Source organism: Paracoccus sp. SCN 68-21, from assembly GCF_001724535.1.
Classification (GTDB): domain Bacteria; phylum Pseudomonadota; class Alphaproteobacteria; order Rhodobacterales; family Rhodobacteraceae; genus Paracoccus; species Paracoccus hibiscisoli.
Map to the genome: position 1 here is coordinate 35,556 of NZ_MEES01000003.1, position 17,310 is coordinate 52,865.

Here is a 17,310-nt window from a genome sequence, read left to right on the forward strand (position 1 = left end):
GCACCGCGCGAAAATACGGGGCAGGTTGGCGCCCGAACGCCATGAGGAGGCCGCCCATGTTCTATCGCCCCGAAGCCGGCCACGGCCTGCCGCACAATCCCTTCAACGCGATCGTGGCCCCGCGTCCCATCGGCTGGATCTCGACCCGCGGATCAAAAGGCGACAATCTGGCGCCGTATTCCTTCTTCAACGCGGTGGCCTATGTGCCGCCGCAGGTGATGTTCGCCTCGACCGGCGCCAAGGGCGACCGCCCCGGCACCAAGGACAGCGTGGCCCAGATCATCGAGACGGGGGTCTTCTGCGTCAACATTGCCACCGGCGATCTGCGCGATGCGGTCAACGCGACATCGGCGCCACTGCCCGCCGGGACCAGCGAATTCGACGCCGCCGGGATCGAGGTCGCCGATTGCACCACCGTCGACTGTCCCCGCGTGGCAGGTGCCGCGGCCGCGCTGGAATGCCGGATGACCCAGATCGTGCCGCTGGCGGGACAGGCGAATTTCGCCGTCTTCGGCGTGGTGACGGGCGTTCATCTGCGCGACGACTGCGTGGTCGATGGGCGGTTCGATCCGCGCGCGGCGGGCGGCTGGATTGCGCGTCTGGGGTACAAGGATTATGCCGCCGTGACCGACCTGTTCGAAATGGACCGCCCTGAATGAGCCGCACCGTCAAGGACTATGTCCGCTCCATCCACGATTTCCCGCATGAGGGGATCATCTTTCGCGACGTGACCACGCTGTTCGCAGATGCGCGCGGCTTCCGCATGGCGGTGGACCAGATCCTGCATGCCTATGCCGGCACGCGCATCGACAAGGTCGTGGGCCTGGAGGCGCGCGGCTTCATCCTGGGCGGCGCAGTGGCGCATCAGCTGTCCACCGGCTTTGTCCCGATCCGCAAAAAGGGCAAGCTGCCCGGCACTGTCATCAGCGAGGCTTACCTGCTGGAATATGGCGAAGCGATCATGGAGATCCATGACGACGCCCTGCGCCCCGGCGAAAAGGTCCTGATCGTGGATGACCTGCTGGCCACCGGTGGCACGGCGGCGGCGGCGATCACGCTGTGCCGCAGGCTGGGGGCCGAGGTCATCGGATGCGCCTTCGTGATCGACCTGCCCGAACTGGGCGGACGCAAGGTGCTGGAGGGCATGGACATGCCCGTCCACGCGCTGTGCGATTTTGAAGGCGCCTAGGCCAGCACCGCGCCGGGGTTCATGATGCCAAGGGGGTCCAGCGCCCCCTTGATCGCCCGCATCGCGGCCAGCCGCGCCGGATCGCCCCATCGCGCCAGATCGGCGGCCTTCAGTCGCCCGACCCCGTGTTCCGCCGAAAACGACCCACCCCGCGCCACGACCATCTCGTGGATGCCACGCGACAGGTCGCGGCGGACGGTTTCGTAATCGTCGCGGGTCAGGCCCTCTGCCGGGAACAGATTATAGTGCAGGTTGCCGTCACCCAGATGGCCAAAGCAGTTGACGCGCATGTCCCCCTGCCCCGCCAGCCACGCGCCCGCATCGTCGATGAACCGCGACACCTGCGACAAGGGCAGGCTGATGTCATGGCTGGCGATGGCGCCGACATGGCGGTTGGCCAGCGGAATATGCTCGCGTAGCGCCCACAGGTCGGCACCCTGCTGACCCGATTGCGCGATCACACCGTCATGGACCAGACCTGCCTCGGCGCCCGCGGTGAACAGGCCTTCCAACGCCCCATCCGCCGACAGGCCCGCGGGCAACCCGACCTCGATCAGCACCAGCCAATCGGGGCGCGCCTCGAAGGGCTGGCGCATGTCGGGGAAGGCCGCGTCCAGGAAATGCAGGCTTTGGCCTGAGATCAGCTCGAACGCGGTCACGCCGCCCGCCATGCGCGCCTGCGCCAGCGACAGCAGCGACAGGGCGGCGGCCGGGCTGTCCACGACCAGCATCGCGACGCCGGTTTCCGCAGGCACCGGGGCCAAGACAAGCGACGCGGCGGTGATGATCCCCAACGTCCCCTCGGCCCCGATCAGCAGGTCGCGCAGGTCGTATCCGGTATTGTCCTTCCGCAGGCGTTTCAGGTCATGCATGACCGACCCGTCAGGCAGCACGGCCTCGATCCCCAGGCACAGGGCGCGGGCATTGCCGTAGCGCAGCACGTTCACGCCCCCCGCATTCGTGGACAGCACGCCGCCGATCTGGGCCGAACCCTGCGAGGCCAGCGACAGCGGAAACTGTCGCCCGACGCCCGCCGCCGCCTGCCGCCCCGCCTGCAGGGTGACGCCCGATTCGGCGATCATCACGCCCTCTTCGGGAAAGATGTCGCGGATGGCGCTCATCCGCTCCAGCGACAGGATCAGCGGCGCGGCGCCGTCGGTCATCACCTGTCCGCCCACCAGCCCGGTCCCACCGCCGCGCGGCACCACGGCCACACGGGCCGCCGCGCAGGCGCGGATGATGGCCGCGCATTCCTCAGTATCGCGAGGGGCCGCGACCAGCCCCGCCCGACCGTGATAGCGACCGCGCGGTTCCTCGGTGTAATGGGGCGCGGGGTCGCGCAGCACGCCGGCAGGCAGCATCGCGGCCAGGCGGTCATCGGCGGGGGTCAGCATCAGCGCACCTCGGTCTTGCCGCGCCGGTCGCTGCGCAGGTTGGCATACAGCACATGGTTGCGCCAGCGACCGTCGATCTGCAGATAGCTTTGGGCGACGCCCTCATACTTGAAGCCCGACCGCTCCAGCACGCCCCGCGATGCGGCGTTCTCTGGCAGACAAGCGGCCTCGACGCGGCTCAGATCCAGCGCGGTGAAGGCGTGATGCACCAGCACGCCGATCGCCTCGCGCATATAGCCCTTGCGGGCATGGGGCTGGCCGATCCAATAGCCGATCGTGCCCGATTGCGCAGGGCCGCGGCGGATGTTGTCCAGCGTGATCGCGCCCAGCAGCGTGCCGTCGCGATGCGCCAGGAACAGCGGAAAGGCGGTGCCCGCCTTAGCCGAGCGCGCGGCCCAATAGACCCGGTTGGTAAAGCTTTTGCGTGACAGGTGGTCGGGCGACCAGACAGGCTCCCACGGGGTCAGAAAGGCGCGGCTGTCCGAACGCAGCGCCGTCCAGGCGTTGAAATCGGAATGCAGGGGCAGGCGCAGCACGATCCGTTCGGCATCCAGCCGGAAAGGACGGCGCCGCGCCAGGATCACGCAGCCAGCCTTTCGGACAGCGCCTGCAGCGTCGGCGCACCCTCGACCGGGCCATAGAGGGCCAGCGCGGGGCGCGCGGTCGCCAGCAGCCGCTCGGCATGGGTGCGCACATCGGCGGCGGTGACGGCGGCGATGCGTTCCGCGACCTCGGCCGCGTCGGGCACACGGCCCCAGATCGCTAAGCTCCGCGCCATGCGTTCGGCCTGACCTGATGGGCTTTCCAGACCCATCAGCAGGCCCGCGCGCAGCTGGGCCTTGGCGCGGGCGATCTCGGCCTCGGACATGTCCTCGGTGGCGCGCTTGATCTCGTCGATGGTCAGGGTCGCCAGATCGCCCAGATCCTCGGCCCCGGTGCCGGCATAGATGGTCAGCATACCGGTATCGTCATGAAAGCCCGATTGCGCAAAGATCGTATAGCACAAGCCCCGTTCCTCGCGGATCTTCTGGAACAGCCGCGACGACATCCCCCCGCCAAGCGCCGACGAAAAGATCTGGGCGGCGTAAAAGTCGGGCGCCAGATAGCCCGGCCCCTCCAGCGCCAGCGCGAAATGCGCCTGCTCCAGCGGCTTGACGGTCCGCGTCTCAAGGCCCTGCCAGCGGGCGCCTTCGCGGACGCCCTGCGGACGGGGCGCGATATGGCCCAACACCTTTTCGGCCAGCCGCACGATGCGGTCGTGATCGACCGATCCGGCAGCGGCCACGACCATTTGGCCGGGGCCGTAATTCTCGGTCACGAAACCGGCCAAATCGGCACGGCCAAAGCTGCTGACGCGCTCGGCCGGGCCCAGGATCGTGCGCCCGATGGGCTGGTCCGGATAGGCAGCCTCTTGCAGCCAGTCGAAGATGATGTCGTCGGGCGTGTCCATCGCCTGACCGATCTCTTGCAGGATCACGCCACGCTCGACCTCGATCTCACGGTCGTCAAAGACCGGGTTCAGGACAATGTCGCTGATCACGTCAAAGGCCAGATCGACGTCATCCTCCAGCACGCGGACATAATAGGCCGTCGCGTCGCGCGAAGTATAGGCGTTGATATAGCCGCCCACATCCTCGATCGCTTCGGCGATCTGCAGCGCGCTGCGGGTCGCGGTGCCCTTGAAGGCCATATGCTCCAGGAAATGGGCGATGCCGTTCTGGTCGGCACGCTCGTTCCGGCCGCCCGCGCTGACCCAGATGCCTAGGGCCGCCGAATGCAGGCCGGGCATCTGCCGGGTCACGATACGCAGCCCGTTGGGCAGGGTCGTCAGGCGCGGTGTGGGGTCTTGGCTCACGCGGTCCTCCGTTCAAGGATCAGGGACTTAAGCGCGTCCACGTCGTTTTCAACCCGCGTCAGACGCTCGGGCAGGTCGAACAGGTCAGCCATGTGCGGCGGCAGGCCGGGACGCACCCCGATGGCGCGTTCCACGGCGTCGGGGAATTTGGCCGGATGCGCGGTGGCCAGGGTGACCATCGGCACGCCCGGTTCGATATGGCGCTGTGCGACGGCAACGCCCACGGCGCTGTGCGGACACAGGATCTCTCCGGTGCGGGCGCGGGTGTCGCGGATCGTGTCCAGCGTCTCCTGTTCGTCCACGCGGCCCGAGACGTATTGCTCGCGCAGCGCCTCCAGCGCGCCTTGGCTGATGCTGAAGCCGCCCTGTTTCAGCTCCTCCATCAGCTGGCGGATCGCGTTCGCGTCCTGACCATAGGCCAGATACAGCGCGCGTTCGAAGTTCGAGCTGACCTGGATGTCCATCGACGGGCTGATGGTCGGCTCGACCTCGCCCAAACGATGCTCACCTGTGGTCAGGGCGCGGTGCAGGATGTCGTTCTGGTTGGTCGCCACGATCAGGCGGCGGATCGGCAGGCCCATCTGACGCGCGATGGACCCCGCGAAGATGTCGCCAAAATTGCCGGTCGGCACGCAGAAATCGGTGGGCCGCATGCCAAGCGACGCGCAGGCGGTGAAGTAATAGACGATCTGCGCCACGACCCGCGCCCAGTTGATGCTGTTCACGCCCGCCAGCCCCACATGGTCGCGGAAGGCATGGTCGTTGAACAGATCCTTGAGCCGCGCCTGGCAATCGTCGAAATGGCCGGTCACGGCCAGCGCATGGACATTGGCGGCGGGGGGCGTGGTCATCTGGCGACGCTGCACCTCGGACACGCGGCCATGGGGATACATGATCATCACATCGACATTGTCGATGCCGCGGAACGCCTCGATCGCCGCGGACCCGGTATCGCCCGAGGTCGCGCCCACGATGGTCACGCGCTGCCCTGACCGCGTCAGCGCGATCTGGAACAGCTGCGCGATCAGCTGCATCGCGAAATCCTTGAAGGCCAGCGTGGGGCCGTGGAACAGCTCCAGCAGGTGGTGACCGGGGGCCAGCTGCACCAGCGGCGCGCGGGCGTCATGGGCAATGCGCGCATAGGCGCGGTCGATGGCGCCGCGCAGTTCGTCGTCCGTAAAGCTGTCGCCGGTGAAGGGACGGATGACGCGGAACGCGACCTCCTCATAGGGCAGGCCGTCCAGCTGGTCCAACCCCTCGAATGTGGGGATCGTCTCGGGCAGGTACAGCCCGCCGTCGCGCGCCAGCCCCGACAGCATGGCCTGTTCGAAATTCAGCACCGGGGCCTGGCCCCGCGTCGAGAGGTAACGCATCGGAAATCCTTCAGTAGCTGCGCTGCCTGATACGCCAGATCAGCGCCAGTGTCATCACCGCCCAGGTGGCCGCGATCAGGAACCACTGCACCGCATAGGACAGGTGGTTGTTGGGGATTCCCTCGATCGCGACGGGCATCGGGCGGGCGCCCTGATTGTCGCCCTGGATGGCGCTGGCCACGACCAGAACCGGCAGCGTGTCCAGCGACGCGGCCATCGCGTCAACGTCGCGGGCGAACCAGATGTTCTCATCCAGGTTCGGCGCCGGGGTCGAGCTGCTGGCGTCCTGGGGCCAGTGCAGGTTGCCGGTCACGTCAAGGCGCACGGGCGGACGCTCCAGCCGCCGGGCCTCCTGCGGGACGAAACCGCGATCCACCATGATCGCGCGCCCGTCATCGGTCACGAAACGCGACACGATCTGATAGCCGGCACCCTGTTCGCGGGTGTGGGACAGCACGTCGATCTCGGCGCCGGTGGTGGTGCCGCTGACGGTCACGGGCAGGTATTTCATCGACGGATCGATCGCATCCGGCAGGGGCACCGGGTCGGCCTGGATGCCGGCGGTGATCTGGTCCAGCATCCCCTCCTTCCAGTCGGCGCGGGCCAGCTGCCACAGGCCCAGCTGGATCAGGACGGCGCAGCCGACGATGCCGAGGATCAGGGGAAACAGATAGCGGCGCATGGGGCGCTCCGGGGGCAAGGGTCATGGGCGGGGGCAACGAAAAACGCGCGGGGAAGACCCCCGCGCGCCTGTCGATCTCAGGGTCGGGGGTCAGCTGCCCCAGACATAGATCACGGCGAACAGCACCAGCCAGATCACGTCGACAAAGTGCCAGTACCAGGCGGCGGCCTCAAAGCCCAGATGCTGGTCCTTGGTCATCTGGCCGCGCTGCAGGCGCAGCAGGCACACGGCCAGGAAGATCGTGCCGATGATGACATGCAACCCGTGGAAGCCGGTGGCGATGTAGAATGCCGCCGCATAGGCCGTGTCGGACAGGCCAAAGGCCGCGTGGCTGTATTCATAGGCCTGCATCCCGGTGAAGATGATGCCCAAAGCCACGGCGACGGCCAGACCGTTGATCGCGACCTTGCGGTCGCCCTCATGCACCCAGGCATGGTGCGCCCAGGTGACAGCCACGCCCGACAGCAGCAGGATCAGCGTGTTGATGAAGGGCAGGTGCCAGGGGTCGAAGGTCTCGATCCCGGCGGGGGGCCAGACGCCGTCGACCAGCGGGCTGTTCTCGCTCATGGGATACATGGCGTGCTTGATGAAGTTCCAGAACAGCGACGCGAACAGCATCGCCTCGGACATCACGAACAGGATAAAGCCGTATTGCAGGCCAAGGCGCACGACCGGGGTGTGGTCACCCGATTCGGCCTCGCGGACCATGTCGGCCCACCAGGCAAAGGCGACATAGCAGGTCGCGACCAGGCCGATGGCGAACATCCACGGCCCGGTGATGGCGACGCCCATCACCGTGACCTCGCCGGTCATCCAGGCGGTGGCGCCGAACAGCATGACGAAGACCGCAACACCGGTCAGGAACGGCCAGACCGAGGCCGGAAGAATGTGATAGTCGTGGTTCTTTGCATGCGCCATGGCGGATCCCCGTCGGCTCCCTCGTATTCGTCTTAGTTGATGGTGTCGGACGCGCCGGTGTCAAGCGCGGCACTGCGCGGTTCGGTCCGATGGAAGGTGTAGGACAGCGTGATGTCACGCACATGACCGGCATCGCGGTCGTCCACAAGCTCGGGATCGACATAGAAGCTGACGGGCATCTCGATGCTCTCGCCGGGCTGCAGGGTCTGCTCGGTAAAGCAGAAGCACTCGACCTTGATGAAATAATATCCGGTCACCTCGGGGGCGACGTTGTAGCTGGCCGTGCCGGTCAGCGGCACATCGGAGGTGTTCACCGCCTCGTAGAAGGCCAGGCCGCTCTCTCCGATCTTCAGGTCCATGCGGGTCTGCATCGGGCGGAAGGTCCAGCCCAGATTGGCGTCCACATTGGCGTCGAAGCGCACGCGCACGACCTCGTCCAGGATGGTGTCGGAGGCGCTCTCGGCGGTCTGCGTGGTGCCGCCGAAACCGGTGACGCGGCAGAACCAGTCATAGAACGGCACCGCCGCCCAGGACAGCGCGCCCATGGTGACGACGACGCCCAGCAGCATGGCGACCGTACGGCCTTCGGGGCTGAGACGTTTCATTGCTGAACCTCCTGGACTGGCGCGACCGGCTCCACGATGGGCGTCATCGACACGCGCGGTTGGTGATCATAAGCCTCCAGCAGGCCACCCTGCTGGACCTTGACGACGGTCAGCGCAAAGACCAGCGCGACAAAGCCGATCAGGACGACGCCCAGACCGACATTGCGCGATTTACGGCGACCATGGATCTCGTGTTCTGTTCTCAGCGCCATGTTACCAGCCTCCGATCCAGCTTTGCACCAGCAGTGCCAGGAAATGCAGGAACAGGTAATACAGCGACAGCTTGAACACCCGTTTCTCGACCGCGTAGCCATCGGCGATGGCGGTCTCCTCGGCGCGGCGCAGGATCTGCCAGCCGCCGCGGATGAAGGCCGCGTTCAGCACCACGGCCACCGCCATGTACAGCGGGCCGCCGACCGAGGTCAGGCCCAGCCACAGCGCAAAGGGCGCCAGAACCAGCGTATAGGCAAAGATGTGTCGCCGCGCGACCTGGCGACCATGGGTCACGGTCAGCATCGGCACGCCGGCCTTGTGATAGTCCTCCTTCATGAACAGCGCCAGCGCCCAGAAATGGGGCGGCGTCCAGAAGAAGACCAACGCGAACATCAACACCGATTCGATGCTGATCCCGCCGGTGGCGCAGGCCCATCCGATCATCGGGGGGAACGCACCTGCGGCACCGCCGATGACGATGTTCTGCGGCGTCCACCGTTTCAGCCAGACGGTATAGACGACGGCGTAGAAGAAGATGGTAAAGGCCAGGAACGCGGCCGCGAACCAGTTGGCGACCAGCCCCAGCATCATCACCGAAATGACCGACAGCACCAGCCCCAGGCCCAGGGCCGCACCGCCATCCACGCGCCCCGAGGGGATCGGACGGGTCTGGGTGCGGTTCATGATCGCGTCGATGTCGCGGTCGTACCACATGTTCAGCGCGCCCGAGGCGCCGCCGCCCAAAGCGATGAACAGGACCGAGCAGAAGGCGATGAAGGGATGCACGTCGACGGGGGCCACGAACAGGCCGACAAAGGCCGTGAACACGACCAGCGACATGACGCGGGGCTTCAGCAGGGCGACGAAATCGCCGAACTCTGCCTCGGGGGTGGCCTCGTATGCGTTGATATCGGTCATCGCGCCTGCATTCTGTTTCCTTGGCCGCGCCGGCAGGATGCCGCCGCGACCTGGGTTCTAGGTCGGATCACTCGGCGCGGGCCAGGTCGATCCGGGCGTCGCTGTCCAGGCTGGCGGTGGCGGCGGGCTCGTCGCCCAGGGTGCCGCCCTGCTCGGCCACCCAGGCCGCATAGACCTCGGGGCTGACGGCCTTGACCACGATGGGCATATAGGCGTGGCTGATGCCGCACAGCTCGCTGCACTGGCCGAAATAGGTGCCCTCACGCTCGACGTTGAACCAGGCCTGGGCGATGCGGCCGGGGACCGCGTCCTGCTTCACGGCAAAGGCCGGGATGGTCCAGGAATGGATCACGTCGCTGGCCGTCACCTGCAGCAGCACGGTCTGGCCCACGGGCACGACAACGGCGGTGTCGGTCGCCAGCAAGTATTCGTCGGGGGCATAGCCGTAATCGGCCAGTTCATCCTCGGCCAGCATCAGCGAATCGAAGGCGATGCCGTTTTCGGGATATTCATAGGACCAGTACCACTGGTGGCCGGTGACCTTGACCACGACGTCGGGATTTTCCGGCATTTCCTGGCTGCGGAACAGGATCGGCAGCGAGAACGCCCCGATGGCCACCAGGATCAGCACGGGAACCAGCGTCCAGCCGATCTCCAGCGGGGTGTTATGGGTGAATTTCGCGGGAACCGGGTTCGCCCGGCTGTTGAATCGGAAGATCACGATCAGCAGCAGCACGCAGACGAACACCGTCACCGCCGCGATGATGATCAGCACGAAATAGTCCAGCCATTGCTGGTCGCGCGCCAGTTCCGTCGCAGCCGGCTGAAAGCCCATGCCCGCCGCGACCGGCTTTCCGATCGTGGGCAGATCACCCAGCACACCCTGCGCCGCAGCCGTCCCGGCCAGCATGCCCGCGGATGCGAACCCCGTCGCTGCCGCGAATGCACGGCCCATCATCGCTTTTGCCATCATTCCATCCCGTTGCAGTGGCCCGGCCTCAATGGCCGCAGGGGCGGCCGGGAGGCTGCCCCTTTTCCTTTCACAGTGACCGTTCTATGACCATATCTCGCCCCTCCGGGCAAGTCATACCTACAGTATTTCCGGTCCCGAGGGGAACGCGACCCCCTGCCGCGCCCGACACGCCGCCGCCCCGAACCCGTTCCGAACCCGCCAGGAGACCCGCATGACCCGACCGTCCTTCGATCCCTTCTCGACCGACCTGGACCGCGACCGCGCGCTGCGGGTCCTGCGCGACGCCGTGGCGGGGGCCGATGACGGAGAGCTGTTCCTGGAACGCAGCCAATCGGAATCGCTGGTCTTCGACGACGGGCGGCTGCGCAATTCCAGCTTCATGGCGGGGCGCGGCTTTGGCCTGCGCGCGGTCCTGGGAGAGGTCACCGGATACGCCCATTCGACCGAGATAACAGAGGCATCCCTGCGCCGCGCGGCGGAAACCGCCCGTCTGGCCGTGGGCCGTGGCGGCGGGACGGCGGCGCTGGCCTCGCCGATGCGGCCGGTCTCGCTCTATCCGGCGATCGACCCGGCCGAGGGCATTCCCGTCGCCCGCCGCATCGCCCTGCTGCGAGAGATCGACGCCTTTGCCCGCGCGCTGGACCCGCGTGTCGTTCAGGTCACGGTCTCGATGGGCAGCAGCCTGCAGGAGGTCGCCATCCTGCGCCCCGAAGGCGGGCTGGCCACCGACATCCGCCCCATGGCGCGTCTGAATGTCGCGGTCATCGTCGAGAACAACGACCGCCGCGAAAGCGGCAGCGCGGGCGGCGGCGGGCGGCACGGGCTGGACCAGCTGATGGCCCCCGACCATTGGCAGGGCCTGGTCCACGAGGCGCTGCGCATCGCGCTGGTCAACCTGCGATCGGTCCCCGCGCCTGCGGGGGTGATGGACGTGGTGCTGGGGCCAGGCTGGCCGGGCATCCTGCTGCACGAGGCCGTGGGCCACGGGCTGGAGGGTGACTTCAACCGCAAAAAGGCCTCGGCCTTTGCCGGGCTGATGGGCCAGCGCGTCGCCGCCCCCGGCGTGACCGTCATCGACGACGGCACCATCGAGGGCCGCCGCGGCAGCATCAACATCGACGACGAGGGCACGCCCCCCGCCCGCAACGTGCTGATCGAGGACGGCATCCTGACCGGCTATATGCAGGACCGCCAGAACGCGCGCCTGATGGGCGTGGACCCCACCGGCAACGGCCGACGCGAAAGTTTCGCCCATGTGCCCATGCCCCGCATGACCAATACCTACATGCCGGGCGGCGACGCCGACCCCGCCGCGATCCTGGCCGACCTCAGGGACGGCATCTATGCGGTGGGCTTTGGCGGCGGCCAGGTCGACATCACCAATGGCAAGTTCGTGTTCAGCTGCACCGAGGCGTATCGCGTCAAGAACGGCGTCGTGGGCGACCCGATTCGCGGCGCCACGCTGATCGGCGACGGCGCGACCGCCCTGCAGCAGGTCCGCGCCATCGGAAACGACATGGCGCTGGACCCCGGCATCGGCAATTGCGGCAAGCAGGGCCAATGGGTTCCGGTGGGCGTGGGCCAGCCCACACTGATGATCGGCGGGCTGACGGTCGGCGGATCGGCTGCCTGAGGGCGCCCGGATCGCCGACGCTAACCGATTGTTAACCACCCCCGGGCTATCTGTTGGGACAGACCTGACGGAGGTGACCCATGACGATCGGACTTGCGCCTGCCCGTTTCGGGCTGCCCTCTGTCGATGACGACCTGACGATGCTGCGGCTGATCCGGTCGCGCCGGGTGGGGCCTGCGACCTTTCACCGGCTGATCGCCGAACATGGCAGCGCCCGCGCCGCGCTGGAGGCCCTGCCCCACATCGCCGCCAGGTCCGGCATCGCCGATTATCAATGCTGTCCCGAAGGCGTGGCCGCCGCGGAACTGGCCGCCGGCAGGCGGGCCGGGGCGCGGCTGGTGCGCCATGACAGCGCCGCCTATCCCGAAGCGCTGCGCCAGATCGACGGCGCACCTGCCGTGCTATGGGTGCGCGGCGATCCGGCCTGGCTGTCGCGCGACACCATCGCGGTGATCGGAGCGCGCAACGCCTCGTCCCTGGGGCTGCGGATGGCGCGGGGGATGGCCGCGGGCCTGGCCGAGGCGGGCTATGTCGTGGCCGCGGGCCTGGCGCGGGGCGTGGATACCGCCGCCCATGACGCCGCGCTGGACACCGGCACCATCGCCGTGTTGGCGGGCGGGGTTGATGTCATCTACCCGGCCGAAAATGCGGCCCTGGCCGCCCGGATCGCGGAAACCGGCGCGCTGATTTCGGAACAGCCCCCAGGGACAGAGCCCGCGGCCCGGCACTTTCCGACCCGCAACCGGATCGTATCAGGCCTGTCGCAGGCGGTCGTGGTGATCGAGGCCGCGCAGCGGTCCGGCACGCTGATCACCGCCCGCAACGCGCTGGACCAGGGCCGCGAGGTGATGGCCGTGCCCGGACATCCGATGGATGCGCGTGCCGCCGGATGCAACGCGCTGATCCGCGACGGCGCCACCCTGGTGCGCAGCGCCGCCGACGTCGCCGATGCGCTGGCCCTGACGCGGCCCCTGGCCCCCACCATGCCGCTGGCCCCGCCTCCGGAGGTCACAGCATCCGCGTGCGCGGCGCCTGAGCCGGTTCGTCCCGCGCGCGATTCAGGTGGCCCGATCCACCTGGAGACCCGCATCCTGTCGCGGCTTGGCCCCTCCCCGACCGAGGAGAACGACCTGATCCGCGATCTGGGCGTGCCCGCGGCCACGGCCAACGCGGTGATCCTGTCACTGGAACTGCAGGGCCGCGTCACCCGGCTGGCGGGAGGCCGTCTGGCGCTGTCGTGACACCCATCCCGCGGTGTTGTGCTGTCACCCCCCGTTGACACTGCCCCGCCCGGCACCCATCTTGCCGCCCCATTGCAGTTGTCCGAGGTGATCATGCCCGTCGTCGTCGTCGAATCCCCGGCCAAGGCCAAGACCATCGAGAAATACCTGGGGTCCGACTATCGGGTTCTGGCCAGTTTCGGCCATGTCCGCGACCTGCCGCCCAAGGATGGCAGCGTTGATACCGACAACGATTTCGACATGAAATGGGAGGTGGCGGCCGACAGCCGCAAGCACCTCAAGGCGATCAAGGATGCGCTGAAGGACGACCAGACGCTGATCCTGGCCACCGACCCCGACCGCGAGGGCGAGGCGATCAGCTGGCACCTGCTGGAGGCGCTGGCCCCGGCGCTTAAGAAAGGCGCCGAGGTCAGCCGCGTGACCTTCAACGCGATCACCAAGACCGCCGTGACCGAGGCGATGGGCCGCCCCCGCCAGATCGACCAGCCGCTGGTCGACGCCTATCTGGCGCGGCGCGCGCTGGATTATCTGGTGGGGTTCAAGCTGTCGCCGGTGCTGTGGCGCAAGCTGCCCGGCGCGAAATCGGCGGGCCGCGTGCAATCGGTCTGCCTGCGCCTGATCGTCGACCGCGAGATGGAGATCGAGGCGTTCCGCGCCCGCGAATACTGGTCCGTTCATGCCCGCTTGGCCACGCCCGGCGGCGAGGAATACGACGCCGCCCTGGTGTCGCTGGCAGGCAAAAAGCTGGACCGGTTCGACTTGGCCACCGCCGATCAGGCCGCCATGGCGCTGAGCGCGGTCACCAGCCGTGACCTCAAGGTGACCTCGGTCGCGGCCAAGCCCGCCAGCCGCAACCCTTGGCCGCCCTTCATGACCTCGACCCTGCAGCAGGAGGCCAGCCGCAAGATGGGCATGGGCGCCAAGGCCTGCATGTCGGCGGCGCAGCGCCTGTATGAGGCCGGGCTGATCACCTATATGCGGACCGACGGTATCGACATGGCCCCCGAGGCCGTGATGGCCGCCCGCGACGCGATCAAGGCCAAGTTCGGCGAGAAATACCTGCCGAAATCGCCGCGCATGTACAAGAACAAGGCCAAGAACGCCCAGGAAGCGCATGAATGCATCCGCCCCACGGACATGATGGTGTCGCCCGACAAGGCGCGACTGACCGCCGATGACCAGCGCAAGCTGTATGACCTGATCTGGAAGCGCACGATCGCCAGCCAGATGGAGGCCGCCCGGATGGAGCGCACCACGGTCGAAATCGCCAGCCCCGACGATCAGGTCGGTCTGCGCGCCACCGGTCAGGTGATGCTGTTCGACGGCTTCCTGCGCGTCTATGACCAGGGTCGCGATGACGACGACGGCGAGGACAGCGCCCGCCTGCCCGCGATCACCCAAGGAGAGGTCGCGCGTTTGGTTGCCAACGCCTTTGACGACGATCTGGTCAAGGCCCGCGAAAAGGGCGGCGACCCCGCGCCCGCCCCTGCCGGACAGCGCAGCGCACCCGGCCTGCTGACGAATGACAGCGCGCAGGCCGCCGCGCGCCAGCATTTCACGCAGCCGCCCCCCCGCTATACCGAGGCCACGCTGGTCAAGCGGATGGAGGAGCTGGGCATCGGCCGCCCGTCGACCTATGCCAGCATCGTCACCACGATCCAGGACCGCGAATATGTCCGCAAGGACAAGAACCGTCTGATCGCCGAGGACAAGGGCAGGCTGGTCACGATCTTTCTGCTGAAATATTTTCCGCGCTATGTCAGCTATGACTTCACCGCCGATCTGGAAAACGAACTGGACGAGATCAGCGCCGGCGACCGGTTGTGGCGCGAGGTTCTGACCCGCTTCTGGAAGGATTTCTCCAAAGCGCTGGAGGGCACCTCCGAGCTGCGCATCACCGAGGTGCTGGAGGCCATCGACGACGCGCTGGCCCCGCATCTGTATCCGCCGCGCGCGGATGGCGGCGATCCGCGCGAATGCCCCGTCTGCGGGGCCGGGCGGCTGAACCTGAAGACCGCGCGGTCGGGCGGGGCCTTCATCGGCTGCACCAACTATCCCGAATGCCGCTATACGCGCCCGCTGTCCTCGCCCGACGGAGAGGCGCCGGTCGGCGACCGCGTGCTGGGCGAGGATGCGGGCGATCAGATCAGCCTCAAGACCGGGCGGTTCGGCCCCTATGTCCAGCGCGGCGAGGCGACCGAGGAGGTCCCGAAACCGCCCCGCGCCTCGATCCCCAAGGGTTGGGACGCCACCACGCTGGAGCTGGACCGCGCCCTGCAGCTGCTGTCCCTGCCCCGCCCCGTCGGCCCGCACCCCGAGGATGGCGCCCTGATCGAGGCCAGCATCGGCCGGTTCGGCCCCTATGTGAAGCACGGCTCGAAATACGCCAACCTGCCGGATGTGGACGAAGTGTTCACCATCGGCATGAACCGCGCGGTCGAGGTGCTGGCCGCCAAGCAGGTCCGCGGGGGCCGCGGTGCCGCAGCCGCCCCCCTGCGCGAGTTGGGAGAGCATCCCGACGGCGGCCCGATCCAGATCATGGACGGCAAGTACGGCCCCTATGTGAAATGGGCCAAGGTCAACGCGACCCTGCCCCGCGGCGTCGCGACCGAGGATCTGACCGTCGAACAGGCGCTGGAGCTGATCGCCGCCAAGGCCGCCAAATCCCCCGGCAAGGGCAAGAAGCCCGCCGCCAAGAAGGCTCCGGCCAAGGCCGCCGCCAAGACCACGGCCGCGAAACCGGCGACCAAGACCGCGGCAAAGAAGCCGGCCGCCAAGAAGGCCTCCGCCAAGAAGGCGGCGCCCAAGCAGGACTGACCCGCCCCGGTGACGGCGCTAACAGGGCCCCCCGCGATTGACACCGTCGCGGGGGCGGGCAACAACTTGGCCGTCACTGGGATCTCAGCAGGGGAGGGCCGATGAAAAAGGTCTATGGAACGGCAGCCGAAGCCTTGGACGGGCTTGTGCATGACGGAATGTTCATCGCGGCCGGGGGGTTCGGTCTGTGCGGCATCCCCGAGCTGTTGATCGACGCCCTGGTCGAGACCGGGGTCAAGGATCTGACCATCGCCAGCAACAATTGCGGCGTCGACGGGTTCGGTCTGGGCAAGCTTTTGGACACGCACCAGATCAAGAAGATGATCAGCAGCTATGTCGGCGAGAACGCTGAATTCATGCGCCAGTACCTGTCCGGAGAGCTGGAGCTGGAGTTCAACCCCCAGGGCACGCTGGCCGAGCGCATGCGCGCGGGCGGCGCGGGCATCCCCGGCTTCTACACCAAGACCGGCGTCGGCACCGTCATCGCCGAGGGCAAGGAGGTCAAGAATTTCGACGGCCAGGATTACATCCTGGAACGCGGAATCGTGGCCGACCTGTCCATCGTCAAGGCCTGGAAGGCCGATGACACGGGCAACCTGGTGTTCCGCAAGACGGCGCGCAACTTCAACCCGCCCGCGGCAATGTGTGGCAAGGTGTGCGTCGCAGAGGTCGAGGAGATCGTCCCGCGCGGGTCCTTGGACCCCGACCTGATCCACCTGCCAGGCATCTATGTCCACCGGATCATCCAGGGCAGCCACGAAAAGCGCATCGAACAGCGCACCACCCGCAAGAAGGAGGCCGTGTGATGACCAAGGGCTGGGATCGCAACCAGATGGCCGCCCGCGCGGCCGAGGAGCTGCAGGACGGCTGGTACGTCAATCTGGGCATCGGCATCCCGACGCTGGTGGCCAATTATGTCGGCGACAAGGACATCACCCTGCAGTCGGAGAACGGCATGCTGGGCATGGGCCCCTTCCCCTTTGAGGGCGATGAGGATCCCGACCTGATCAACGCGGGCAAGCAGACCATCACCGAGCTGTCGCGCACCAGCTATTTCGACAGCGCGACCAGCTTTGGCATGATCCGCGGCGGCAAGATCGCGGCGGCCATCCTGGGCGCGATGGAGGTGTCGGAGCAGGGCGACCTGGCCAACTGGATGATTCCCGGCAAGCTGGTCAAGGGCATGGGCGGCGCGATGGACCTGGTCGCGGGCGTGGGCCGCGTGATCGTGGTCATGGACCACACCAACAAGGCGGGCGAAAGCAAGGTGCTGCGCGACTGCACCCTGCCCCTGACCGGCAAGGGCGTGGTTGACCGCATCATCACCAATCTGGGCGTCCTCGACGTAGTCGAAGGCGGGCTGCGCATCGTCCAGCTGGCCGATGGCGTGACCGAGGACGACCTGCGCGCCGCGACCCAGGCCACGCTGGTCTGACGCCTGCCCCTTCGACATCGCGACGGGGGGCACGCGCCCCCCGTTCGTCATTCCAGCCCGATGA

General features: G+C 67.4%; 17 protein-coding genes. 7 read left to right on the top strand and 10 right to left on the bottom strand.

Annotated features, from left to right (window positions below):
- The first annotated feature begins 56 nt into the window (after positions 1 to 56).
- Complete coding sequence (locus ABS73_RS01525; protein ID WP_277018498.1) at positions 57 to 659, top strand: flavin reductase family protein; 603 nt, start codon at positions 57 to 59, stop codon at positions 657 to 659.
- Positions 656 to 1,189 (top strand): adenine phosphoribosyltransferase, encoded by a 534-nt coding sequence (locus ABS73_RS01530; protein WP_277018496.1) that lies wholly within the window; start codon positions 656 to 658, stop codon positions 1,187 to 1,189. Before ABS73_RS01525 ends, ABS73_RS01530 begins: the two co-directional genes overlap by 4 nt.
- Here the strand turns inward: ABS73_RS01530 and ABS73_RS01535 are convergent.
- From ABS73_RS01535 to coxB, 10 genes are all read right to left on the bottom strand, one after another.
- Entirely contained in the window at positions 1,186 to 2,583 is a 1,398-nt protein-coding gene (locus ABS73_RS01535) for an FAD-binding oxidoreductase (RefSeq protein ID WP_277018494.1), read from the bottom strand. The genes ABS73_RS01530 and ABS73_RS01535 overlap by 4 nt on opposite strands.
- The gene (locus tag ABS73_RS01540) at positions 2,583 to 3,164 is read right to left on the bottom strand and encodes a GNAT family N-acetyltransferase (RefSeq protein WP_136857124.1); all 582 of its coding nucleotides are present in this window, start codon (positions 3,162 to 3,164) and stop codon (positions 2,583 to 2,585) included. The genes ABS73_RS01535 and ABS73_RS01540 overlap by 1 nt, the downstream gene beginning before the upstream one ends.
- Entirely contained in the window at positions 3,164 to 4,372 is a 1,209-nt protein-coding gene (locus ABS73_RS01545) for a M16 family metallopeptidase (RefSeq protein ID WP_423805151.1), read from the bottom strand. Before ABS73_RS01545 ends, ABS73_RS01540 begins: the two co-directional genes overlap by 1 nt.
- Before the next feature lie 62 nt (positions 4,373 to 4,434).
- Positions 4,435 to 5,811, bottom strand: coding sequence for a threonine synthase (gene thrC / locus ABS73_RS01550; protein ID WP_277018492.1), 1,377 nt, complete (start codon positions 5,809 to 5,811; stop codon positions 4,435 to 4,437).
- Between the two features lie 10 nt (positions 5,812 to 5,821).
- Positions 5,822 to 6,493 carry an SURF1 family protein gene (locus ABS73_RS01555; protein ID WP_277018490.1) on the bottom strand — a complete coding sequence of 224 codons (672 nt, stop codon included), beginning with the start codon at positions 6,491 to 6,493 and terminating at the stop codon, positions 5,822 to 5,824.
- 90 nt (positions 6,494 to 6,583) lie between these two features.
- Positions 6,584 to 7,411, bottom strand: a complete 828-nt coding sequence (locus ABS73_RS01560; protein ID WP_277018489.1) for a cytochrome c oxidase subunit 3 — start codon at positions 7,409 to 7,411, stop codon at positions 6,584 to 6,586.
- Positions 7,412 to 7,443: 32 nt separating this feature from the next.
- Entirely contained in the window at positions 7,444 to 8,016 is a 573-nt protein-coding gene (locus ABS73_RS01565; RefSeq protein WP_136857076.1) for a cytochrome c oxidase assembly protein, read from the bottom strand.
- A complete protein-coding gene (locus tag ABS73_RS01570) occupies positions 8,013 to 8,228 on the bottom strand; it encodes a cytochrome c oxidase system small membrane protein (protein WP_136857075.1) in 216 nt (71 codons plus the stop codon). The genes ABS73_RS01565 and ABS73_RS01570 overlap by 4 nt, the downstream gene beginning before the upstream one ends.
- 1 nt (position 8,229) lies before the next feature.
- On the bottom strand, positions 8,230 to 9,147 hold the full coding sequence (gene cyoE / locus ABS73_RS01575; protein WP_136857074.1) for a heme o synthase: 918 nt from the start codon (positions 9,145 to 9,147) through the stop codon (positions 8,230 to 8,232).
- A gap of 67 nt (positions 9,148 to 9,214) precedes the next feature.
- Entirely contained in the window at positions 9,215 to 10,120 is a 906-nt protein-coding gene (gene coxB, locus ABS73_RS01580; protein ID WP_277018487.1) for a cytochrome c oxidase subunit II, read from the bottom strand.
- Between the two features lie 211 nt (positions 10,121 to 10,331).
- Here coxB and tldD point away from each other — a divergent pair, with 211 nt between their 5' ends.
- The 5 genes from tldD to ABS73_RS01605 all read left to right on the top strand — a co-directional run bounded on the left by tldD (position 10,332) and on the right by ABS73_RS01605 (position 17,246).
- Positions 10,332 to 11,753 (top strand): metalloprotease TldD, encoded by a 1,422-nt coding sequence (gene tldD, locus ABS73_RS01585; RefSeq protein ID WP_277018486.1) that lies wholly within the window; start codon positions 10,332 to 10,334, stop codon positions 11,751 to 11,753.
- Between the two features lie 80 nt (positions 11,754 to 11,833).
- Entirely contained in the window at positions 11,834 to 12,994 is a 1,161-nt protein-coding gene (dprA, locus tag ABS73_RS01590; protein ID WP_277018484.1) for a DNA-processing protein DprA, read from the top strand.
- Between the two features lie 93 nt (positions 12,995 to 13,087).
- Entirely contained in the window at positions 13,088 to 15,811 is a 2,724-nt protein-coding gene (gene topA, locus ABS73_RS01595) for a type I DNA topoisomerase (RefSeq protein ID WP_277018547.1), read from the top strand.
- Between the two features lie 101 nt (positions 15,812 to 15,912).
- Entirely contained in the window at positions 15,913 to 16,617 is a 705-nt protein-coding gene (locus ABS73_RS01600) for a CoA transferase subunit A (RefSeq protein WP_277018483.1), read from the top strand.
- On the top strand, positions 16,617 to 17,246 hold the full coding sequence (locus ABS73_RS01605; protein WP_277018481.1) for a 3-oxoacid CoA-transferase subunit B: 630 nt from the start codon (positions 16,617 to 16,619) through the stop codon (positions 17,244 to 17,246). Before ABS73_RS01600 ends, ABS73_RS01605 begins: the two co-directional genes overlap by 1 nt.
- Positions 17,247 to 17,310 lie beyond the last annotated feature (64 nt).